At 72.4% G+C, this 20235-nt stretch carries 20 protein-coding genes and 4 tRNA genes; 10 read left to right on the top strand and 14 right to left on the bottom strand.

From position 1 onward, the window contains the following. Positions 1–167: 167 nt before the first annotated feature. A complete protein-coding gene (locus tag E1281_RS21725; RefSeq protein ID WP_131881033.1) occupies positions 168–953 on the bottom strand; it encodes a metalloregulator ArsR/SmtB family transcription factor in 786 nt (261 codons plus the stop codon). An 83-nt stretch (positions 954–1036) separates the two neighbouring features. Beyond that, positions 1037–1738: a PepSY domain-containing protein gene (locus E1281_RS21720; protein WP_131881031.1), complete on the bottom strand. Its 702-nt coding sequence runs from the start codon at positions 1736–1738 to the stop codon at positions 1037–1039. Positions 1739–1877: 139 nt separating this feature from the next. On the opposite strand from E1281_RS21720, the gene E1281_RS21715 reads away from it, so the two are divergent. Next, a complete protein-coding gene (locus tag E1281_RS21715; RefSeq protein WP_131881029.1) occupies positions 1878–2558 on the top strand; it encodes a response regulator transcription factor in 681 nt (226 codons plus the stop codon). A gap of 1 nt (position 2559) precedes the next feature. Beyond that, positions 2560–3987: a HAMP domain-containing sensor histidine kinase gene (locus tag E1281_RS21710; protein WP_207943415.1), complete on the top strand. Its 1428-nt coding sequence runs from the start codon at positions 2560–2562 to the stop codon at positions 3985–3987. Here E1281_RS21710 and E1281_RS21705 read toward each other — a convergent pair. Both E1281_RS21705 and E1281_RS21700 read right to left on the bottom strand, forming a co-directional pair. Further along, positions 3980–5146: an acyl-CoA dehydrogenase family protein gene (locus E1281_RS21705; protein ID WP_131881027.1), complete on the bottom strand. Its 1167-nt coding sequence runs from the start codon at positions 5144–5146 to the stop codon at positions 3980–3982. The genes E1281_RS21710 and E1281_RS21705 overlap by 8 nt on opposite strands. Before the next feature lie 138 nt (positions 5147–5284). Then, positions 5285–6160 (bottom strand): LysR substrate-binding domain-containing protein, encoded by an 876-nt coding sequence (locus tag E1281_RS21700; RefSeq protein WP_131881025.1) that lies wholly within the window; start codon positions 6158–6160, stop codon positions 5285–5287. A gap of 74 nt (positions 6161–6234) precedes the next feature. On the opposite strand from E1281_RS21700, the gene kdgD reads away from it, so the two are divergent. Then, a complete protein-coding gene (gene kdgD / locus E1281_RS21695) occupies positions 6235–7149 on the top strand; it encodes a 5-dehydro-4-deoxyglucarate dehydratase (RefSeq protein ID WP_131881023.1) in 915 nt (304 codons plus the stop codon). Next, positions 7146–8294: a mandelate racemase/muconate lactonizing enzyme family protein gene (locus tag E1281_RS21690; protein ID WP_131881021.1), complete on the top strand. Its 1149-nt coding sequence runs from the start codon at positions 7146–7148 to the stop codon at positions 8292–8294. Before kdgD ends, E1281_RS21690 begins: the two co-directional genes overlap by 4 nt. Here E1281_RS21690 and E1281_RS21685 read toward each other — a convergent pair. From E1281_RS21685 to E1281_RS21665, 6 genes are all read right to left on the bottom strand, one after another. Next, positions 8291–8363, bottom strand: a tRNA-Val gene (locus E1281_RS21685). The genes E1281_RS21690 and E1281_RS21685 overlap by 4 nt on opposite strands. 27 nt (positions 8364–8390) lie before the next feature. Continuing rightward, positions 8391–8462, bottom strand: a tRNA-Gln gene (locus E1281_RS21680). An 87-nt stretch (positions 8463–8549) separates the two neighbouring features. Continuing rightward, positions 8550–8621 (bottom strand) — tRNA-Gly (locus tag E1281_RS21675). 27 nt (positions 8622–8648) lie between these two features. After that, positions 8649–8722, bottom strand: a tRNA-Arg gene (locus E1281_RS21670). Positions 8723–9046: 324 nt separating this feature from the next. Beyond that, complete coding sequence (locus E1281_RS42650) at positions 9047–9178, bottom strand: LPFR motif small protein (RefSeq protein ID WP_279433638.1); 132 nt, start codon at positions 9176–9178, stop codon at positions 9047–9049. Positions 9179–9232: 54 nt separating this feature from the next. Next, on the bottom strand, positions 9233–10030 hold the full coding sequence (locus E1281_RS21665; RefSeq protein WP_131881019.1) for a putative protein N(5)-glutamine methyltransferase: 798 nt from the start codon (positions 10028–10030) through the stop codon (positions 9233–9235). Positions 10031–10129: 99 nt separating this feature from the next. Here E1281_RS21665 and E1281_RS21660 point away from each other — a divergent pair, with 99 nt between their 5' ends. From E1281_RS21660 to E1281_RS21650, 4 genes are all read left to right on the top strand, one after another. After that, positions 10130–10933, top strand: coding sequence for a pentapeptide repeat-containing protein (locus E1281_RS21660; RefSeq protein ID WP_243717226.1), 804 nt, complete (start codon positions 10130–10132; stop codon positions 10931–10933). 81 nt (positions 10934–11014) lie between these two features. Continuing rightward, the gene (locus E1281_RS40385) at positions 11015–11584 is read left to right on the top strand and encodes a hypothetical protein (protein ID WP_165959037.1); all 570 of its coding nucleotides are present in this window, start codon (positions 11015–11017) and stop codon (positions 11582–11584) included. Continuing rightward, a complete protein-coding gene (locus tag E1281_RS21655) occupies positions 11581–12669 on the top strand; it encodes a PrsW family intramembrane metalloprotease (protein WP_165959036.1) in 1089 nt (362 codons plus the stop codon). Before E1281_RS40385 ends, E1281_RS21655 begins: the two co-directional genes overlap by 4 nt. 87 nt (positions 12670–12756) lie before the next feature. Beyond that, positions 12757–14379 carry a ubiquinol-cytochrome c reductase cytochrome b subunit gene (locus E1281_RS21650; RefSeq protein ID WP_131881013.1) on the top strand — a complete coding sequence of 541 codons (1623 nt, stop codon included), beginning with the start codon at positions 12757–12759 and terminating at the stop codon, positions 14377–14379. Position 14380: 1 nt separating this feature from the next. On the opposite strand, the gene ctaD is transcribed toward E1281_RS21650, so the two are convergent. Continuing rightward, positions 14381–16078 (bottom strand): cytochrome c oxidase subunit I, encoded by a 1698-nt coding sequence (gene ctaD / locus E1281_RS21645; RefSeq protein WP_131881011.1) that lies wholly within the window; start codon positions 16076–16078, stop codon positions 14381–14383. A gap of 140 nt (positions 16079–16218) precedes the next feature. On the opposite strand from ctaD, the gene E1281_RS21640 reads away from it, so the two are divergent. After that, positions 16219–16662: a YbhB/YbcL family Raf kinase inhibitor-like protein gene (locus E1281_RS21640; RefSeq protein ID WP_243717225.1), complete on the top strand. Its 444-nt coding sequence runs from the start codon at positions 16219–16221 to the stop codon at positions 16660–16662. A gap of 40 nt (positions 16663–16702) precedes the next feature. Here the strand turns inward: E1281_RS21640 and E1281_RS21635 are convergent, their stop codons facing one another. Then, positions 16703–17722, bottom strand: a complete 1020-nt coding sequence (locus tag E1281_RS21635; RefSeq protein WP_243717223.1) for a Ppx/GppA family phosphatase — start codon at positions 17720–17722, stop codon at positions 16703–16705. Positions 17723–17858: 136 nt separating this feature from the next. On the opposite strand from E1281_RS21635, the gene E1281_RS21630 reads away from it, so the two are divergent. Next, a complete protein-coding gene (locus E1281_RS21630; protein WP_131881007.1) occupies positions 17859–19046 on the top strand; it encodes a zinc-dependent alcohol dehydrogenase in 1188 nt (395 codons plus the stop codon). 53 nt (positions 19047–19099) lie between these two features. Here the strand turns inward: E1281_RS21630 and E1281_RS21625 are convergent, their stop codons facing one another. Together E1281_RS21625 and E1281_RS42645 are read right to left on the bottom strand one after the other, a co-directional pair. Continuing rightward, positions 19100–19984, bottom strand: a complete 885-nt coding sequence (locus E1281_RS21625; protein WP_131881005.1) for a hypothetical protein — start codon at positions 19982–19984, stop codon at positions 19100–19102. Beyond that, on the bottom strand, positions 19981–20235 hold a 255-nt coding region (locus E1281_RS42645; protein WP_131881003.1), incomplete at its 5' end, for a cytochrome P450. The genes E1281_RS42645 and E1281_RS21625, both read right to left, overlap by 4 nt.

The raw sequence follows: 20235 nt of genomic DNA, 5'->3' as shown, positions 1-20235 counted from the left end.
ACCCGGAGTCGATGACCGCCGGGCTCGACCCCGGCGACGAGGAGTACCTCGCCTTCCTCGCCGACGCGCTCTGGCCCGAAGACGAGTACGCCGAACTGGAGCACACCTCGGACGGCGAAGAAGAACCCGGCGGCAGCGACATGCTCCTCTGATCCCTCACCCCGCCGTCATTCGGTGGGGGCGGGGAGCGGGGCGCCGGTCTCCAGGAGGGTCTTCAGGCCGGACACGATGGAGGGCCAGCCGTGGCGGGACATGTTCAGGAGGGCCTCACCCGCCTCGTGGACGACGGTCAGTTTGACGGTCTCGCCGGCGGGTTCGATCTCGTAGGTCACCTTGGAGCGGGGTTCGGCGCGGAGCCTGGCGCGCGTCTCCTCGTCCACACCGGCTGAGGCGGCCCATTCCGGCGTGAAGGTGTGCCAGGTGTAGGAGAGCCGGCGGGGAGGGTCGGCTTCGAGAACGACCTGTTCGGGGTCGGCCATCGTCGCCCCCTCGTCGCGCCAGGTGATGACGGACCCGGGCTTCCAGTCCGTCTCGAAGGCGACGCCCCAGTAGTGGCGGGTGAAGGCAGGGTCGGTCAGGGCCTCCCAGAGGCGCTCCGGTGTGGTCTTGATGTAGGTCGTGTAGACGAACTCGCTCATGGCCATCGGGGTCTGCTCCAATGCGGTCTTGAGGTCGGCGAGCGCGCGCGCCCGCGCGCGGTCGTACCGGCTCATCCAGCGGTCGGCGATGGCGTTGATCGGGGCGGCGTTGAGGTAGTGGAGCTTCTCGCGGCCACGGCGCGCCGTCGTCACGAGGGTCGCGGCCTCCAGCACGGCCAGGTGCTTGCTGACCGACTGCCTGGTCATGTCCAGCCCGGCGCACAGCTCACGGAGCGTCTGCCCGTTGCGGGCGTTCAGGCTGTCCAGCAGCCGGCGCCGGCTCGTGTCGGCCAGCGCCTTGAAGACCTCGTCCATGGTGCACCGTCCCAATATGCAGCCATCCGGCTGCCTAAAAGATAGGCAGTCGGATGGCTGCATGTCAAGGAGGGCGGCTCCGGTCAGTCGTCGTCGCGGTCGTCCCTGTCGTCCCTGTCGTCCCTGTCGTCCCTGTCGTCCCTGTCGTCGCCGTCGCCGTCGTCATCGTCGCCGTCCGCCTGGACCTTGGCGGACGCGGCGTGCACGAAGAGCTCCCGCTCGCCGGCGCCCTGGCCGGTGATCTCGACCTCCCAGCCGGCCCTGCCGTCGTCATCGTCGAACTCGACGGACGTCACGGTGCCGGGCGCGGTCTTCAGCGCGGCCCCGGCGGCGGCCGATGCGGTGACCTTCGCCTTCCGCAGCGCGGCGGCATCGTCCCGGTCGTCGTCATCGTCGTCATCGTCGGCGCGGTTGGCCAGGACCTTGCCGTCGTCCGCGCTGACGGTCACGTCACGCCATTTGCCGTTCTGCGCCAGGATGTCGATCTCCCAGCGGGAGTCGTCGAGCTCGATCCCGTCGACCTTGCCGGGGACCTCCTTCAGCGCCGCGGCGGCCGCCTGCACCGCCGTGACCCGCTCGCCGGACGTCCGGCCGCCGGGCCGGTCGTCGGACGGCGACGGGGTGGCCGCCGCGGCGGCGCCGACCGTGGCCGCGTTCTGCCCGCGCGGCCCGCCGCCGTCCGCGGCGGCGAACGCGGCGGCCCCGCCGCCGGCGAGGACGCCCGTGGTGACCAGCGTGACCAGCAGTCCCCGTCCCGAGAAGACCCGCCGTACGTAGTTGCTCATCGAACCCCAACCTCCGTGGTGTCGCATCCGCGGCCGGTGACCCGGCCCCCCGTGCGCTCTCCACGATGCTGAAGGTTCCTGTAGCGGACCTGAAGCAACCTGAAGCCGCCTTCAGGTACGGTTTGGCACTCTGTGATGCATGCGCCTGCTGCTCGTGGAAGACGAGAAACGCCTGGCGAGGTCCCTCGCACAGGGCCTGACGGCCGAGGGCTTCGTGGTCGAGACCGTGCACGACGGCAACGGGGGGCTCGACCGGGCGCTCGGTGGGGAGTTCGACCTGGTCATCCTGGACATCATGCTGCCCGGCATGAACGGCTACCGGGTGTGCGCGGAGCTGCGCGCGGCCGGCGACGAGACGCCGATCCTGATGCTGACCGCCAAGGACGGCGAGTACGACGAGGCCGAGGGCCTGGACACGGGCGCCGACGACTACCTCACCAAGCCGTTCTCGTACGTGGTGCTGGTCGCCCGCGTCCGCGCGCTGCTGCGCCGCCGGACGCGCGGGGCGGCGCCGAACATCGTGCTGGGCGACCTCACCGTGGACCCGTCGGCGCGGCGGGTGTTCCGGGGGGACGCGGAGGTGGAGCTGACGGCCAAGGAGTTCGCCGTCCTGGAGCACTTGGCGGCGAACGCGGGCCGGGTCGTGTCGAAGTCGCAGATCATCGAGGCCGTCTGGGACCTGGCCTACGAGGGCGACCCCAACATCGTCGAGGTCTACGTGAGCGCGCTGCGCCGCAAGCTCGACGTCCCGTTCGGGCGCAAGTCGATCACGACGGTCCGCGGTGCGGGATACCGGCTGGCCAGGGACGGGGGCGCCTGACGTGGTCAGGCCCCTGTCGTCGGTACGGGCGCGCACGACCCTCGGCGCGACCGCCGTGGTGGCCGGCGCGCTGATCGTGGCCGGGCTCGCCGTGGTGCTGCTGCTGCGGTCGAGCCTCGGCGACCAGGCGGACCTGAAGGCGGAGGTGACCGCGCGGGACGTCGCGTCGCAGATCGCGGCGGGTGCCCGCTACGGCGGCCTCGACCTGCCGGACGGCGAGGACCACCCGGTGCAGGTGGTCGGCGAGGACGGGCGGCTGCTGGCGGCCAGCGACGAGCTGGAGGCGATCGAGGGAACCGGCTTTCCCGGCGTCCGGCCCGCGCCGTCCCCGGCGGCCACCGATGACGATGATGACGACGACGATGACGACGACGACCCCGGACGCGGCGAGGTCGCGGACAGGGACCCCGACTTCTCCACCGGCACCGCGACCGTGGACGGGCGTACCGCCCAGTACCGGTTCGCGGCCGTCGAGGTGACCACCCCGCGGGACGAGACGGTCACCGTGTACGCGGGCGGGGACCTGTCCCCGGCCCGGGACGCGGTCGGCACCGCCACGCGGGCGATGCTCGTGGGCTTTCCGCTGGTTCTCGCGGTGGTCGCGGTCGTGACGTGGCGGGTCACGCGCCGCGCGCTGCGCCCGGTGGAGGCCGTCCGGGCGGAGCTGGCCGAGATCACCGCGGCCGGCGACCTCGGCCGGCGGGTCCCCGTCCCCGACTCCGAGGACGAGATCGCGAGGCTGGCGACCACGACGAACGAGACCCTCACCCGGCTGCAGGAGTCGGCGGCGCGGCAGCGCGGGTTCGTCGCGGACGCCTCGCACGAGCTGCGCAGCCCGATCGCGTCGCTGCGCACGCAGTTGGAGGTCGCGGCGGCGCACCCGGAGCTGCTGGACGTGGACGGCCTCGTCGAGGACACCGTGCGGCTCCAGCATCTGGCCGCCGACCTGCTGCTCCTGGCCCGCCTCGACGCCGGGGACGGCGCGCCGCGGCAGGCGGTCGCGCTCGGCAGGCTCCTGCGCGACGAGGTGGCGCACCGGGCGGCGGGCGACCGGATCCCCGTCCGGCTGTCGATCGAGGCGGAGCCGCATGTCACCGGCGTACCGCGGCAGCTGACACGGCTCGTCGGCAACCTGCTCGACAACGCCGGGCGCCATGCGGACACGATCGTCCGGCTGTCGCTCAGCGAGGAGGCGGGCACGGCGGTGGTGCGGGTCGCCGACGACGGTCCGGGCGTGCCGCCCGCCGACCGCGAGCGGATCTTCGAGCGGTTCGTGCGGCTGGACGACGCCCGCAGCCGCGACGAGGGCGGGGCGGGGCTCGGCCTGGCCATCGCCAGGGACCTGGCGGCCGCCCACGGTGGGAGCCTCGCCGCCGGCGAGGCCCCCGGAGGCGGCGCGCTGTTCGAGTTGCGGCTGCCCGCTACCTGAGGAGCTGGCGGGCCATCACCATGCGCTGGATCTGGTTCGTGCCCTCGTAGATCTGCGTGATCTTGGCGTCGCGCATCATCCGCTCCACCGGGAACTCCCGCGTGTAGCCGTAACCGCCGAGGAGCTGGACGGCGTCGGTGGTGACGTCCATCGCCACGTCCGAGGCCAGCGCCTTGCAGGCCGACGAGGCGAACGTCAGGTCCGCGACCTTCTCCCCGTGCATCGCCCGCTCGGACTTGATCGCGGCGTGGTAGGTCAGCTGCCGGGCGCCCTCAAGCCGCATCGCCATGTCGGCCAGCATGAACTGGACGCCCTGGAAGTCGGCGATCGGCTTGCCGAACTGCCGGCGGTCCTTGACGTACCCGACCGCGAAGTCCAGCGCGCCCTGCGCGATGCCGAGCGCCTGGGCGGCGATGGTGATCCGGGTGTGGTCCAGCGTGGCCAGCGCCGTCTTGAAGCCGGTGCCCTCGGCGCCGATGATGCGGTCGGCCGGGATCCGCACGTCCTCCAGGATCACCTGCCGGGTCGGGGAGCCCTTGATGCCGAGCTTGCGCTCCTTGGGACCGAACGACACGCCCGCGTCGGACTTCTCCACCACGAACGCCGAGATGCCGCGGGTCCCGGCCGACGGGTCGGTGACCGCCATCACCGTGTAGTACTCCGAGACCCCCGCGTTGGTGATCCACATCTTGGTGCCGTTCAGCACCCAGGTGTCGCCGTCGCGCACCGCGCGGGTCTTCATCCCCGCCGCGTCCGACCCCGCGTCGGCCTCGGACAGCGCGTAGGAGAACATCCCCTCGCCGCGCGCCACCGGCGCCAGGTACCGCTTCTTCAGCTCCTCCGAGCCCGACAGCAGCACCGGGACGGTGCCCAGCTTGTTCACCGCCGGGATCAGGGACGAGGAGGCGCACGCGCGGGCCACCTCCTCGATCACGATGACCGTCGCCAGCGCGTCCGCGCCCGCTCCCCCGTAGGTTTCGGGTACGTGCACCGCGTGCAGGTCGGCGGCCGCCAGCGCGTCGAGGGCCTCCTGCGGGAACCGCGACTCCTCGTCGACCTCCGCCGCGAACGGAGCGATCTTGGCGTCGGCCAGCTCACGCACCGTGCGCCGGAGCATCTCGTGCTCCTCGGACGGCGCATAGGCGGGAAAGTCGCTCATCGTTCTCCTCCGCGGTGTCCCGGCCGCGTCGGCGGCCGTTTATTTTGACGGCCAATATTTGAACGCCAAAATAATCGAGGTCGTCACGCCCGGTCAAGGGGAGACCGGGCGATACGCGTCACACCGGATCGAGGCCGGTCACAGCCGCCGCAGCAACCGGGCGAGCGCCGGGTTGTCGTTGCCGCGCCGCCAGGTCAGGCTCAGCTCGACGGGCGCCGGGTCGGCGATGCCGACGGCCCGGAACGTCAGCCCCGCGTACCGGAGCCGCGCCGCGGCGGCGGGCACCAGCGCGACGCCCCAGCCGCAGTTGACCAGCGCAAGGATGCTGTGCACCTGGCTGAGGTACTGCGCGTACACGGGCGTGACGCCGGCCTGCCGGAACAGGCTGACCAGCAGCTCGTGGAAGTAGCGCGCCTCCACCGGCGAGTACATGATGAAGTCCTGCCCGTCGAGGTCCCCCAGGGCGACCGGGCCGTCCCCGGCCGCGAGGGGGTGGCCGTTGGGGATCGCGGCCAGCAGCGGCTCGCTGTCGACGCCCCGCTCCTCCAGGTCCGGGTCGGTGACCGGCGGACGCACGAGCCCGAGGTCCAGTCCGCCGTCCGCCAGGGCCCGCACCTGGTCCCTGGTGACCATCTCCCGCAGCACGACCCCGACGCCGGGCAGCGCCGTCCGCGCGACCTCCAGCACGCGGCCGAGCGTGGCGTACGCGCTGGCCGCGGTGAACCCGATCGTGATGCTCCCCGCTTCCCCCGCCGACACCTGCCGTACCGACGTCGCGGCATGTTCGGCCTGGTGGAGCAGCCGCCGCGCCTCGATCAGGAACGCGCGCCCGGCCGGGGTGAGGCGCACCGAGCGGTTCGTCCGGTCGAACAGCCGCACCTTCAGGTCGTTCTCCAGCAGCTGGATCTGGCGGCTCAGCGGCGGCTGCGTCATCCGCAGCCGTTCCGCGGCCCGGCCGAAGTGCAGCTCCTCGGCGACGGCCACGAAGTTCGCGAGCTGGTTGAGCGTGAACATCGATTCCCTGCGGGTATCAGTGAATGCCTTTTTCGTGTTGGACCTGGATCAATCCGCCATCCTAGCCTTCGGACATGACGCAGACCGCGCCCGACGAGATCGCCCGCCGGCTCGGCTCCGGCCTCCTGTCGTTCCCCGTCACCCACTTCCGCGAGGACCTGTCCTTCGACGAGGCCGCCTACCGCGAGAACATCGCCGGGCTCGGCCGGGAAGGACTCGCCGGGCTCTTCGCGGCGGGCGGGACGGGCGAGTTCTTCTCCCTGACGGCCGAGGAGGTCCGGCGGGTCGTCCGCGCGGCGGTCCAGGACGCGCCGGACGGCGTCCCCGTGATCGCGCCCGCCGGATACGGGACGGCGGCGGCCGCCGAGATGGCCCGCGACGCCGAACGCGCGGGCGCCGACGGAGTACTGCTGTTCCCGCCCTACCTGACCGAGGCGTCGCAGGACGGGCTGGCCGCCCACGTGCGGGCCGTCTGCGACGCGACCCGCCTCGGCGTGACGGTCTACAGCCGCGCGAACGCCGTCTACCAGGACGCGACCGTCGCCCGGATCGCCGACGCGTGCCCCAACCTGGTCGGCTTCAAGGACGGCGTCGGGGACCTGGAACTGATGACGCGGATCCGGGCCAGGCTCGGAGAACGCCTCGTCTACATCGGCGGGCTGCCCACCGCCGAGACGTTCGCGCAGCCCTACCTGGAGATGGGCGTGACGACGTACTCCTCGGCCATCTTCAACTTCGTCCCGGACTTCGCGCTCGCGTTCTACGGCGCGGTCCGAGCCCGCGACCGGGACGAGGTGCGGCGCCGCCTGGAGGAGTTCGTCCTGCCGTACTGCGAGATCCGCAACCGCCGCTCCGGCTACGCCGTGAGCATCGTGAAGGCGGGCATGAGAGCCGTCGGGCGCCCGGCGGGCCCCGTCCGCCCGCCGCTGACGGACCTCACCGAGGACGAGTCCGCCGCCCTGGCCGGACTCGTCGAGAAGGCGGCGTGACGGGCGCCGCCGGCGAGGCGGTTCTCGACCGCGTGGCCTGGATCGAGCTCTCGTCCGTCACGCTGCCCCTCGCCGCGCCGGTCAGCGACGCCAAGGTGCTGACGGGACGGCAGCGGCCGATGACCGAGGTCGTCCTCCTGTTCGCCGAGATCGGCACCGAGGACGGCCACGAGGGCATCGGGTTCGGCTACTCCAAGCGCGCCGGCGGGCCCGGCCAGTTCGCGCACGCCGCCGAGGTCGCCCCCGCCCTCATCGGCGAGGACCCGAGCGACATCGGCAGGATCTGGACCAAGCTGGCGTGGGCGGGCGCGTCCGCCGGCCGCGGCGGCCTCGCCGCGCAGGCCGTCGCCGCCATCGACATCGCGCTGTGGGACCTGAAGGCCAGGCGCGCGGGCCTGCCGCTGGCCAAGCTCCTGGGCGCGTACCGCGACTCGGTCCGCTGCTACAACACCTCGGGCGGGTTCCTGAACGCGCCCCTGGAGGAAGTGCTGGAGAACGCGGAGGCGTCCGTGGCGGACGGGATCGGCGGCATCAAGATCAAGGTGGGGCATCCCGACCACGCCGAGGACATGCGCCGCGTCACCGCCGTCCGCGAGCGGCTCGGCGACGCGTTCCCGCTGATGGTGGACGCGAACCAGCAGTGGGACCGCGCGTCCGCGCTGCGCATGGGCCGCGCGCTGGACGGGTTCGGCCTCACCTGGATCGAGGAGCCGCTGGACGCCCACGACACCGAAGGCCACGCCGCGCTGGCCCGGAAGCTCGACACGCCCATCGCGACCGGCGAGATGCTCACGAGCGTCGCCGAGCACTGCGAACTCATCGACAAGGGCGCCGCCGACGTCGTCCAGCCGGACGCGCCGCGCATCGGCGGGATCACGAACTTCCTGAGGGTCGCCGCGCTCGCCGATCACCGCCATCTGCACCTGGCTCCGCATTTCGCGATGGAGATCCACCTGCACCTGGCCGCGGCCTACCCGAGTGAGCCGTGGGTCGAGCACTTCGACTGGCTCGACCCGCTGTTCGACGAACGGCCGACGATCCGGGACGGCCGCATGCACGTCCCGCCGCGTCCCGGCCTCGGCATCACGCTCAGCGACCAGGCCCGCGCCTGGACGAGGCGGCGGGCCGTCGCGGGGAACCGTTGACCGGACAGGGCTCGAACCTGCGACCCGCTGCTTGTAAGACAGCCGCTCTTCCACCTGAGCTACCGGTCATCACCCGGAAAGGCGTTCCGGGACGCGCTGCTGGAGCAGGATTCGAACCTGCATGACGTGATCCAGAGTCACGCATCCTTCCGGTTGGATGATCCAGCACGGGTGCCCTCCGGCGGGCGGTGGCGTCCGCCCGCCTCGGGCACGGAGAACCGGCCGGGGGCCGTTAATCCCTCCGGTCCAGTCCAGAGCCGCACTCGAGAATCGAACTCGATACTCCTGGGTGGAAGCCAGGTGCCTCACCATTTCGGCTTGTGCGGCGTATCGCGGGGCCGGGGGGCTGCGCAGTACCTCCGCCAGGACTCGAACCTGGGACTTCCGCATTCGTAGTGCGGCGCTCTGATCCACTGAGCTACAGAGGCGTGCATGGCTTTTTCCCATGAGCTTGAAGGCCATGAAAAAGCCGCCGGGGAGTATCTCCCGGGCGGCCTCGGCTGGAACCTTTCGGCTCTATCCAGAGGCGTCCACGGGCACGGCGAATCCGACTCGCGGCCGGACGCCGAAGGAGCATCGCTGCTGCTGGGCGGTGATCCCGGTCATCGCGCGGCTCCCTTCTCTGCCCGTCGTTCGCTTCGTTACGACCATGGTGCGGTACGGGCCATCCGGACGCAATGCCTTTTTCGCGAGGCCTTTTACGCGAGCCGCACCGGGGCCCTGTCCAGGGCCCCGGTGCGGCGGTATCCGGGTCAGATGCGGCGGCGCGTGCGCGCCCGGCCGCGCGAGGGGGTCAGCAGACGCTGCAGGACCCTGAGCGGCAGGGTCACGATGCTGACGATCGTGCCGATGATGGCGCTGAGCGCTGCGCTGATGCGGCGCATTTGGATTCACTCCTTTGGGTCGTCCTAGGACGCCCCATACCCGCCCATGGCGTTTTACACAGGATTTGCCCCGATGACGACGGTGGCGTGGAACTCCTCGGACGTGGTCACGGTGGCGGCCAGGCCGCCGCGCTCCACCGCCGCGACCGCGTCCGGAACCTGCCGTTCGCTGGTCTCGAACAGCAGGTGGCCGCCGGGCACCAGCCATTCCGGCGCCTCGGCGGTGACGCGGCGCAGGACGTCGAGGCCGTCCGCGCCGCCGTCGAGCGCCACGCGCGGCTCGTGGTCCCGCGCCTCCGGCGGCATCGTCGCCAGGTCGCCGGTCGGGACGTAGGGCACGTTGGCGAGCAGGACGTCGACGCGTCCGCGCAGGGCGTCCGGCAGCGGTTCGAAGAGGTCGCCCTCGTGCACCCGGCCGCCGAGCGGCGCGACGTTGCGGCGTGCGCAGCGCACGGCGGCCGGTTCGACGTCGGCGGCGTGCAGCGCGAACTCGTCCACGCCCTGGAGGCGGCACAGGGAGACCAGCGCGGCCCCCATCGCGCCGGAACCGCAGCACAGGTCGACGACGACCGGCCGGGGCGGGACCAGGCAGGCGGCCTCCCGGACGAGGAACTCGGTCCGGCGGCGGGGGACGAAGACACCGGGGTCCACGGCGATCCGCAGGCCGCAGAACTCCGCCCAGCCGAGGACGTGTTCGAGGGGAAGCCCGGCGGCGCGCCGCTCCACCATGGCGGACGCGTCGTCCGGTGTGCGGGCCGTGGAGAGGATGAGCCTCGCCTCGTCCTCGGCGAAGACGCATCCGGCGGCACGGAGCCTGGTGACGATGGCGGGCTCGGTCAGCGGTTTCTGCATGAGCGACGGCCACACTATCCCAGGCGCCCGGGGGACGTTCCGGGCATGGGCGCGGCGGCGCGACAATGGGTGTGTCGTCCAGAGGCCGGGGGTCAGGGGTTGCCTGAGGGATCGGATCTCGCCGCCGACTGCGCGAACTGCTTCGGGCTGTGCTGCGTCGCGCTGCCGTTCGCCAGATCGGCCGATTTCGCGGTCGACAAGGAGGCGGGCGAGCCGTGCCGCAATCTCCTGGCCGACTTTCGGTGCGGCATCCACGCGAACCTCCGGGAGGGGGGTTTCCGTGGCTGCACGGTCTTCGACTGCTTCGGGGCCGGGCAGAAGGTGTCGCGGAGCACCTTCGGCGGGCGGGACTGGCGGCGGGGGCCGGACGTCGCGCGTGAGATGTTCCGGGTGTTCCCCGTCATGCGGCAGCTTCACGAGCTGCTCTACTACCTGGAGCAAGCGCTGGAGCTGCCGCCGGCCGAACCCGTTCGCGACGACCTTCGCAAGGCCCTGGACGACGTCGCGCGCCTCACCGACGCGGCCCCGGCGGAACTCGCGGACATGGACGTCCCGGCGGTACGGGAGAAGGTGGACGTCCTGCTCCTCCGGGTCAGCCGACTCGTCAGGGCGGAGGTCCCGGGACGCGGGAAGAACCGGCGCGGAGCGGATCTCATCGGGGCGAAGCTGAAGGGCGCGGACCTGCGGGGGGCCGACCTGCGCGGCGCCTACCTGATCGCGGCCGACCTCCGCGGCGCCGACCTGCGGGCCGCGGACCTGATCGGCGCGGACCTGCGGGACGCGGACCTGCGGGGGGCCGACCTCACCGGGAGCATCTTCGTCACGCGGTCCCAGCTCGACTCGGCCCGCGGCGACGCCGCCACACGGACGCCCGGGACGCTGGCCAGGCCCGAGCACTGGTGATCCTCCCCCGGACCGGTCCTGATCTTGTTTAGGGCGGTCGCCATCGGGCATTTCCGCAGCGCACGTCATCGGGGGGACTGTGTGACGCGGGTGAGATGGTGGGGTACGGGCGTCGTGGCGCTCGTGCTGCTGGTCCTCTGCGCCGGGCTCCCGCTGCTGAACGCGGCCCTGGACGACACCGGCAGGCCGCTCGCCGCCGGGACGGTGCTGTCGGCCGGGACGGAACGCGAGGGCGTCCGGCCGGTGACGTTCGCCGTCCCGTCCGCGGGCTGGGTGCTCAGCGAGGCGGAGACCTCGCTCACCAGCAGCATCGAGCTGTTCAGCGGCGACGTCGTGGTCAACGTGAACGTCGTCGTCCCGCTCGGCCCGCTGGACGCGCGCAGGCTCTGGGACGGCCTCGGCCGGATCGTCGCGGTCGGCGGGCAGACGCGGCTGGGCGCGCAGCCCGCCCCGACGACGACCGCGCACGGCCTGACCGGTCTGACCGGCAGGATCACCGGCCGGGACCGCGCGGGCACGGCCGCCGTGTTCGCCGCGGACACGCTCGGGGCGACGGTGACGGCCGCGGGCCCGCCGGGCGCCTACCGGAGCGCGTCGGCGCAGGTCGAGGCATTGGTGCGGACCGTGCGGATCAGGTCGCCGCGGTCATGACGCGCCGTCCCGCGTTCTGGCTGTGGGCGGCGGTGTGCCTGATCGGCGCCTGGGTCGCCTGGCGGACGATGGACGCGGCGGTCCGGGCGTTCCCGGTGGGGTCGATCGCCGGTCTGGTGCTGCTGGCGCCGACGGTGGCGGCGGGCGTCTGGCTGCTGCGGCGGCTGCATCCGGTCCGGTCGCGCCCGGCGGGATACGCCCTGATCGCGGCGGCCTGGGGCGGGCTCGCGGCGTTCGGGCTGGCGCTGCCCGCCAACGCGGCGTTCCAGGCGGTCCTCGGGAAGACGACCGGGCCGGAGTTCAACTCCGCGTGGGGCGCGTCGATCGCCGCGCCGGTCGACGAGGAGATCCTGAAGCTGCTCGGCGTCGTGACGCTGGCGCTGATGGCGCCGTCCGCGATCCGCGGGCCGCTGGACGGCTGGGGGTACGGCGCGCTGTGCGGGCTGGGCTTCCAGGCGTCGGAGAACTTCCTGTACGTCCTCAACACCATCGTGCTGACGGGCGCGACCCAGGACGTGAACGCGGCGCTGTTCTCGTTCGGCAGCCGGGTGGTCGGCGGCGCGTGGTGGAGCCACTGGGCGATGACGGCGGTCGGCGGCGCGGGCCTCGGGTGCCTGCTCGGCCGGGCGTCCCGCACGAGCCTGGCCATCGCCGGGGGCGCGTTCGTCCTGGCGATGGCGCTGCACTCCTGGTGCAACTCGCCCCTCCTGCACGGCGTCCTGCTGCTGCCGGTGAAGGGTGCGCCGATCCTGCTCGCGGCGGTCGTCACGTACCGGTTCTCCAGGCGCCGCTACCTGTCGCACTTCCGGCGGACGACGCGCGCCGAGACCATCAGGGGCGTCCTCCTCCCGGGGGAGGGCCATGTCCTCGCCTACCGCAGGTGGCGCAGGAAGGAGCAGTGGAAGGTGCCGGCCGGGGAGCCGCGCCGCCTGCTCGCACGGCTGCGGTCGACCGAGCTGGACCTGATCGAGGACGGCCTCGGCGGGCTGGAGCGCGATCCCCGCTCCGCCGACCGGCTGCGGGACGAGATCGGGGACCTGCGCCGGCTCCTGGACGCCTCCGCCGGGCGGCCCCGAGCGGCCTGACGTGAGGGGCCGGGACGCTCCGTTTGCCCTGACCGGCCCCGGGTACCGGCCCTCCGGAGTTCACAGCTCGGCCAGGGGAGATACGTGATGGCGGGTCGGAAGGGCGGGTCGAGGGGCGAGGCTCTGGAGCGGATCGCCTGGGGGGTCAACGACAGGCTCGGCTCGACTCGGTTCCTGCACAAGAACATCCGCAAGGCGTTCCCCGCGCACTGGTCGTTCCTGCTGGGCGAGATCGCGCTCTACGCGTTCATCGTCCTGCTGATCACCGGCGTCTACCTGACGCTGTTCTTCAAGCCGAGCGGGGCGCCGGTCGTCTACGACGGCTCGTACACGTCGCTGACCGGCCTGGAGATGAGCGAGGCGTACGCGTCCACGCTGCACATCTCGTTCGATGTGCGGGGCGGCCTGCTGATGCGGCAGATCCACCACTGGGCGGCGCTCGTCTTCCTCGCCGCGATCACCGTCCACCTGATGCGCATCTTCTTCACGGGGGCGTTCCGCAAGCCGCGCGAGATCAACTGGCTGATCGGCGTCACGCTGTTCGTGCTGGCGCTGGCCGAGGGGTTCGCCGGCTACTCGCTCCCCGACGACCTGCTGTCCGGCACCGGCCTGCGGATCATGCAGGGCATCGTGCTGTCGATCCCCGTCGTCGGCACCTACGCGAGCCTGTGGATCTTCGGCGGCGAGTTCCCCTCCAGCGCGGACTTCATCCCGCGGCTGTTCACCGTGCACATCCTGCTCATCCCGGGGCTCCTGATCGCGCTCATCACCGCGCACCTGATGATCCTCTGGCACCAGACGCACACGATCTGGCCGGGCAGGGGCCGGCGGGAGCGGTCGGTGACCGGTGAGCCGACGTTCCCGCACTTCGCCGCGCAGAGCGCCGCGTACTTCCTGTTCACGTTCGGCGTCCTGGCCGGGATGGGGGCGTTCCTGCAGATCAACCCCGTCTGGCTCTACGGCCCGTACGAGCCGGACCAGGTCTCGACCGGCTCGCAGCCCGACTGGTACGTCGGCTTCCTGGAAGGCTCGCTGCGCATCATGCCGCGCATGGAGACCGTCCTGTTCGGGCACGACATCGCCTGGAACGTGCTGCTTCCCGCCGTGATCCTTCCCGGGGTCTTCTTCACGCTCATCGCGATGTGCCCGTTCCTGGAACGCTGGGCGACGGGAGACGAACGTCTGCACCACCTGCTCGACCGTCCGCGGAACGCCGCGACCAGGACAGCGATCGGCGCCGCCGCCGTCGCCTGGTACGGCAACCTCCTGGCGGCGGGCGGCAACGACGTCATCTCCTACGTCTTCGGCATCCCGCTGTACTGGACGACCTGGATCTTCCGCGTGGGGTTCGTCGCGGCGCCGGTGGTGGCGTTCGTCGTCACCCGGCGGATCTGCCTCAGCCTCCAGCGCCGGGACCTCCGGGAACGCGAGGAGGGCGTGGAGAGCGGCATCATCTCGCTCAGCCCGGACGGCGGGTACGGCGAGCGGCACGAGGAGCCGTCGCGGGAGCAGGAGGCGCTGCTGCGGACCCGGCAGCCGCGGGAGCTCGTCGCCCGCTACCCCGACCACGTCCTGCCGCTGCCGACACCGGACCGCGCCCGCACGCAGGTGCGGACCCGCGTCAACCGCTTCTACATGAACTACCAGGCCGAGTCGTACGGCGGCGGCCAGGGCGATTTGGAGCACGGCTCGCGGCAGGACGGCGAGTGAGTCAGTCCGGGCGGCGGTCCTGGCGGGGCGCGGGGAGGGACGGCTCGGCCTCCTGCGGCGGCTGCAGCGCCGGGTAGTTCAGGTCGAACGCGGGACGGACGGACCGGATCCGCGGCATCGAGGTGAAGTTGTGCCGCGGCGGGGGGCACGACGTGGCCCACTCCAGCGAACCGCCGGCGCCCCACGGGTCGTCCTTCCCGACCCGCGGGGCGCGCCTGTGCGTCCGCCAGATGTTCCAGAGGAACGCGAACGTGGAGGCGCCGAGGACGAACGAGCCGATCGACGAGACGGCGTTCAGCGTGGTGAACTCGTCGGCGTAGTCGGCGTACCTGCGCGGCATGCCCTCGGCTCCGAGCCAGTGCTGGACGAGGAACGTCGTGTGGAAGCCGAGGAACAGCGACCAGAAGTGCACCTTCCCCCAGGCCTCGCTCAGCTTCTTGCCGGTCATCTTCGGCCACCAGAAGTAGAAGCCGCCGAACATGGCGAAGACGACGGTCCCGAAGACGACGTAGTGGAAGTGGCCGACGACGAAGTAGGAGTCGGTGAGGTGGAAGTCCAGGGGCGGGGAGGCGAGGATGACCCCGGTCAGGCCGCCGAACAGGAACGTGGCGAGGAACCCCAGCGCGAACAGCATCGGCGCCTCGAAACTCAGGCTCCCCTTCCACATCGTGCCGACCCAGTTGAAGAACTTGATGCCGGTCGGCACGGCGATCATGAAGGAGGTCAGGGAGAAGAACGGCAGCAGGACCCGCCCGGTGGCGAACATGTGGTGCGCCCAGACCGTCATGGACAGCCCGGTGATCGCGATGGTGGCCCCGACCATGCCGAGGTAGCCGAAGATGGGCTTGCGGGAGAACACCGGGATGATCTCGGTGATGATGCCGAAGAACGGCAGCGCGATGATGTAGACCTCGGGGTGGCCGAAGAACCAGAACAGGTGCTGCCAGAGCAGCGCGCCGCCGTGCGAGGGGTCGTAGATGTGCGCGCCGAGCGTGCGGTCGGCCTCCAGGGCCAGCAGGGCGGCGGCCAGCACCGGGAAGGCCATCAGCACCATCACGCTGGTCAGCAGGACGTTCCAGCAGAAGATCGGCATCCGGAACATCACCATGCCGGGGGCGCGCATGGCGATGATCGTGGTGATCAGGTTGACCGAGGTGAAGATCGTCCCGAATCCGGACAGCACCAGGCCCGTCACCCACAGGTCGCCGCCCTGGCCGGGCGAGTAGGTCTCCGACGCGAGCGGGGAGTAGGAGAACCAGCCGAAGGCCGCCGCGCCGCCCGGCACGACGAATCCGCCCAGCACCATGAGCGCGCCGAACAGGAACAGCCAGTAGCTGAGCGTGTTGAGCCGGGGGAACGCCACGTCCGGCGCGCCGATCTGCAGCGGGACGATCACGTTGGCGAACCCCGCGAACAGCGGGGTCGCGAACAGCAGCAGCATGATCGTGCCGTGGATGGTGAACATCTGGTTGTACTGCTGGTTGTCCACGACCTGGAGCCCGGGTTCCAGCAGCTCGGCCCGCATGACCATGGCCATCAGCCCGGCGAGCAGGAACAGCGTGAACGAGGTGCCGAGGTACAGGTAGCCGACGACCTTGTGGTCCGTCGTCGCCAGGACGTTGCCGATCCTGGTGCCCCGCCGGTGCCGCGCGAGCGCGTCGGCGACGCTGGCGTCGTCCTTGCCGTGCACGGCGGTCATCCGGCCTGCCCTCCCTCGTCCGAGCCCACCGGGCCATTTACCGCGCAGCCCCGTTTCAAACGCGGCGGCCTCCGTCCCGGACAGGGCCGCCATCGGCGAGTCGCCGGCCGCTCAGCGGGCACCACGGCGGCATGGAGGAGATGACGTTGAGCAGCCCCGCGTTCGCCCACGACGCCCCGATCCCGCCGGCCCATTCGCACGAGTCGGGGGACCTGTCCCCCGAGCTGCGATGGTCCGGCGTGCCCGCGTCCAGCCTTGAGCTGGCCCTGACGTGCGAGGACCCGGACGCGCCCGGTGGCACGTTCGTCCACTGGATGCTGGGCGGGATCCCGGCGGGGCGCGAGGGGCTCGCCGCCGGGGAGCAGCGGCCCCGCATCGCCCGCGGCCGCAACGACTTCGGCGACAACGGGTACGGCGGCCCGCAGCCGCCCGCCGGGGACCCGCCGCACCGCTACGTCTTCACCCTGTACGCGCTGCGCAGGCCGTCCGGCCTGACCTCCGGGTTCTCGGTGGACGACCTGCGCCCCGCCCTCAAGGACAACGTGCTCGCGACGGCCACCCTCGTCGGCACCTACGCCCGCTGACACCGGCGCGGCCCGCCGTGCGCCACCGTCCGAACGGCCGTCAGGGGACGGCGCGCAGATGCAGGTCGCGCAAGGTCACGGGGCCGTGCTCGGGAAACGTGTCCGGGTCGCGGCCCTCGTCGAGCGCGTCCAGCCGGTGCAGGAAGAGGCCCTCGCGCAGCGCCCACGGGCAGACGCCGAGCCGGTCGAGGCCGAGGACGTCCATCACGGCCTCGGCGACGATCGCGCCGGCGAGGATCTGGTGGGCCCGCGACGCCTTCACCCCGGGCAGCCTGGCCCGCTCCGCGTCGGACAGCCGCGCCAGCCTCGGGATCCAGCGGTGCACCTCGCACCGGTCGAGGTGCCGCTCGCGGTAGGGGCCCGCCTTCGCCTTCGGGGCGCCGCACAGCCGGGCGAGCTGCGTGAACGTCTTGGACGTCGCCACGGCGGTGACCGGCGGGGGCCTCCGCGCGATCCCCAGCGTCGCCTCCCGCAGGACGGATCTGACGTGCGCGCGGAGCGCCTTCCGCGTGCTTTTCGGCACGGGCGGGCGCGCGGGCAGGTGGTGGCGGGTGAGGCGGCCGGCGCCCAGCGGCAGCGACAGGGCGATCTCCGGTTCCTCGCCCGCGCCGCAGGCCAGTTCCATGGAGCCGCCGCCGATGTCGGCCAGCACCATCGGGCCCGCCGACCAGCCGCGCCACCGGCGGGCCGCGAGGAACGTCAGCCGCGCCTCCTGCTCGCCGGTGAGGAAGCCGAGGCGGACGCCCGTGGCGGCGCGGACCTCGGCGGCGACGTCGTCGCGGTTGGCGGCGTCCCGCAGCGCGGACGTCGCGAACGGGAACATCTCGTCCGCGTCGAGCGCCGCGGCGGCGGCGACCGACTCGCGCACCGCGCCGATCAGCCTCCCGACGGCGGGCCGGTGGATCACGCCGTGCCGGTCGGTGGCCTCGGCGAGGCGGACCGGGGTCTTCACCGACCGGACGGGCATCGGGGCGTGGCCGGCGGCGAGGTCCGCGACCCGCAGGTGCGCCGAGTTGGAACCGATGTCGAGTACGCCGAGGCGCAGGGGGGCGGCCTTCATGGCCGTGCTTTACCCCGTCATGTCCCGATCACTCCGCTTCGTCCCCACGCGGGGCCGCCTGCCGGGTCCGGGACGTTTCACCCTGCTCACCGGGGTAGTGCCGCCACCAACGGAGCCTGTTCCCGAAGGAGTCACGATGAAGGCCGTCACCTGGCATGGCAAGCGCGACGTCCGGGTGGACGACGTGCCCGACCCGGAGATCAAGGAGCCGGACGACGCGATCATCAGGGTCACCTCGTCCGGGATCTGCGGATCCGACCTGCACCTGTACGAGGTGCTCGGGCCCTTCCTCAGTGAGGGCGACGTCCTGGGCCACGAGCCGATGGGCATCGTCGAGGAGACCGGTCCGGACGTCGCGCACGTCAAGCCGGGCGACCGCGTGGTCATCCCGTTCAACATCTCGTGCGGCCGCTGCCACATGTGCGACATGCAGCTGTTCGCCCAGTGCGAGACCACGCAGGTCCGCGAGCAGGGCATGGGCGCGGCGCTGTTCGGCTACACCAGGCTGTACGGGCAGGTGCCCGGCGGGCAGGCGGAGTACCTGCGGGTGCCGCAGGCGCACTTCGGGCCGATCAGGGTCCCCGAGGGTCCGCCCGACGAGCGGTTCGTGTACCTGTCGGACGTGCTCCCGACCGCGTGGCAGGCCGTCGACTGGGCCGGCGTCCCCGAGGGCGGGACGGTCACCGTGCTCGGCCTCGGGCCGATCGGGCAGATGGCCGCCCGCATCGCGCGCCACCTCGGCCACCGGGTGATCGCCGTCGACTTCGTGCCCGAGCGGCTGGAGATGGCGCGGCGGCACGGCATCGAGGTCATCGACGCCGACGACGCCGACGACGTCCCGGACGCGGTCCGGCAGCTCACCGGCGGCCGCGGCACCGACTCGGTGATCGACGCGGTCGGGATGGAGGCGCACGGCTCGCCCGGCGCCAAGTTCGCGCAGACCCTCACCGGGCTGATGCCGGGCAGTGCCGCCGCGCCCCTGATGTCCCGCGTCGGGGTCGACCGGCTCGCCGCGCTGGGCACCGCGATCGAGGTCGTCAGGCGGGGCGGCACGATCGCCCTCATCGGCGTGTACGGCGGCATGACGGACCCGCTGCCGATGCTGCGGATGTTCGACAAGGGCGTCACGCTGCGGATGGGCCAGGCGCACGTCAAGAAGTGGATCGACCGCTTGATGCCGCTCGTCACCGACGACGCCGACCCGCTCGGCGTCATGGACCTCGCGACGCACCGCTGGCCGCTGGAGAAGGCGCCGCAGGCGTACGAGATCTTCCAGAAGAAGCAGGACGGCGCGATCAAGATCCTGCTGCAGCCCGGAGCCTGACCCGCCCGCCCGCTGATCACGGACGGGGCCGCCCGCACGGCACGGCGCTCCGGTCACCGGGCCAGCCCGAGCACGAGGTAGCTCGCGAAGGACAGCAGCAGGTACGCGCCCGGCGCGCCGGGCGGCCAGCGCGTCCGCCCGCGCCGGACGGCCCAGGCGGCGAGGGCGGGCGAGACGAGCGGGACCGGCGCGGCGAGCGTCCACCCGGCCGGCGCCTGAGAAAAGGCGGCGAGCAGGCATGCGGACAGCACCGGGACGGCGGTGGCGAGCGCGACCGTCCCGGTGAGACCGAGGGTCGTCACGTAGGTCCGCTCCCCCGCCTCGGGTGCTCGCGTGGCCTTCCCGGCCAGCTCGTGGTGCCCGGCCGCCAGCACCACCACGACGACGGCGACCGCCCCGGAGGCACCGGGGCGGTGCCCGGACGCGTCCAGGTAACCGGCGTACAGGTACAGGTGGAGCAGGACCGGTACCGGCAGGCCGACCAGCAGGCTCGCGAACAGGTCGTCCGCGGAGGGCCTCCGCCACCGCCGGTGGACGGCGATCGCCCCGGCCGCGTACCCGAGCTGGACGAGCAGAATTCCGGCCCGCCACGGCCACGCGGCGTTCAGCAGGACCAGGACCGGCGCGACCGCGCCGTAGAGGGCGGCCAGGTCACCGGTCCGGACGTCCCCGGCCGCCAGCGGGCGCGCGGAATGGAAACGGCGGTCGTACTCCAGGTCGCGGGTGTCGTCCAGTGCCCGCATCAGCAGGAGGTTCGCGAAGAGGGTCAGCGCCGCGACCGCCGTCCCCGGGCCGGGCCGCCATCCGGAGGGTTCCGGGTCGAGGGCGGCGAAGAGCCCGGTGACCCCGTACGCCCACAGCACCGCGAACACCAGGGAGGGCAGCGGCGGGTAGCTTCCCCGGACGTACCGCGCCAGCCGGGAGGCGGGGCCCGTCACCGGCCGGGCCCGGGGGTCCAGGTCACCGGAAGCCTCCAGAGGCCGCGCACGAACATCCGGTCGCGCCATTCGAGGCGCTCCGGGCCGACGGCCAGGGAGAGGTCGCCGAAGCGGTGGAGGAGCGCGGCGAGCGCGACCTGCAGCTGGACGCGGGCGTGCGGCGCGCCGAGGCACATGTGGCGCCCGTGCCCGAAGCCGGCGTGCGGGTTCGGGGTGCGTCCGGGGTCGAACTCGTCCGCGCGGGGGAAGGC

Origin of the sequence: Actinomadura sp. KC345, assembly GCF_004348515.1 — a bacterium.
Taxonomy (GTDB): Bacteria; Actinomycetota; Actinomycetes; order Streptosporangiales; family Streptosporangiaceae; genus Spirillospora.
This window is presented reverse-complemented; position numbering and strand designations above follow the sequence as displayed.

Excerpts from the sequence above, each read along its gene's own strand:
- E1281_RS21725 (WP_131881033.1), bottom strand. The coding sequence starts at position 953 with ATGGACGAGGTCTTCAAGGCGCTGGCCGACACGAGCCGGCGCCGGCTG.
- E1281_RS21720 (WP_131881031.1), bottom strand. The coding sequence starts at position 1,738 with ATGAGCAACTACGTACGGCGGGTCTTCTCGGGACGGGGACTGCTGGTC.
- E1281_RS21715 (WP_131881029.1), top strand. The coding sequence starts at position 1,878 with ATGCGCCTGCTGCTCGTGGAAGACGAGAAACGCCTGGCGAGGTCCCTC.
- E1281_RS21705 (WP_131881027.1), bottom strand. The coding sequence starts at position 5,146 with ATGAGCGACTTTCCCGCCTATGCGCCGTCCGAGGAGCACGAGATGCTC.
- E1281_RS21700 (WP_131881025.1), bottom strand. The coding sequence starts at position 6,160 with ATGTTCACGCTCAACCAGCTCGCGAACTTCGTGGCCGTCGCCGAGGAG.
- kdgD (WP_131881023.1), top strand. The coding sequence starts at position 6,235 with ATGACGCAGACCGCGCCCGACGAGATCGCCCGCCGGCTCGGCTCCGGC.
- E1281_RS42650 (WP_279433638.1), bottom strand. The coding sequence starts at position 9,178 with ATGCGCCGCATCAGCGCAGCGCTCAGCGCCATCATCGGCACGATCGTC.
- E1281_RS21665 (WP_131881019.1), bottom strand. The coding sequence starts at position 10,030 with ATGCAGAAACCGCTGACCGAGCCCGCCATCGTCACCAGGCTCCGTGCC.
- E1281_RS21655 (WP_165959036.1), top strand. The coding sequence starts at position 11,581 with ATGACGCGCCGTCCCGCGTTCTGGCTGTGGGCGGCGGTGTGCCTGATC.
- E1281_RS21650 (WP_131881013.1), top strand. The coding sequence starts at position 12,757 with ATGGCGGGTCGGAAGGGCGGGTCGAGGGGCGAGGCTCTGGAGCGGATC.
- ctaD (WP_131881011.1), bottom strand. The coding sequence starts at position 16,078 with ATGACCGCCGTGCACGGCAAGGACGACGCCAGCGTCGCCGACGCGCTC.
- E1281_RS21640 (WP_243717225.1), top strand. The coding sequence starts at position 16,219 with ATGACGTTGAGCAGCCCCGCGTTCGCCCACGACGCCCCGATCCCGCCG.
- E1281_RS21635 (WP_243717223.1), bottom strand. The coding sequence starts at position 17,722 with ATGAAGGCCGCCCCCCTGCGCCTCGGCGTACTCGACATCGGTTCCAAC.
- E1281_RS21630 (WP_131881007.1), top strand. The coding sequence starts at position 17,859 with ATGAAGGCCGTCACCTGGCATGGCAAGCGCGACGTCCGGGTGGACGAC.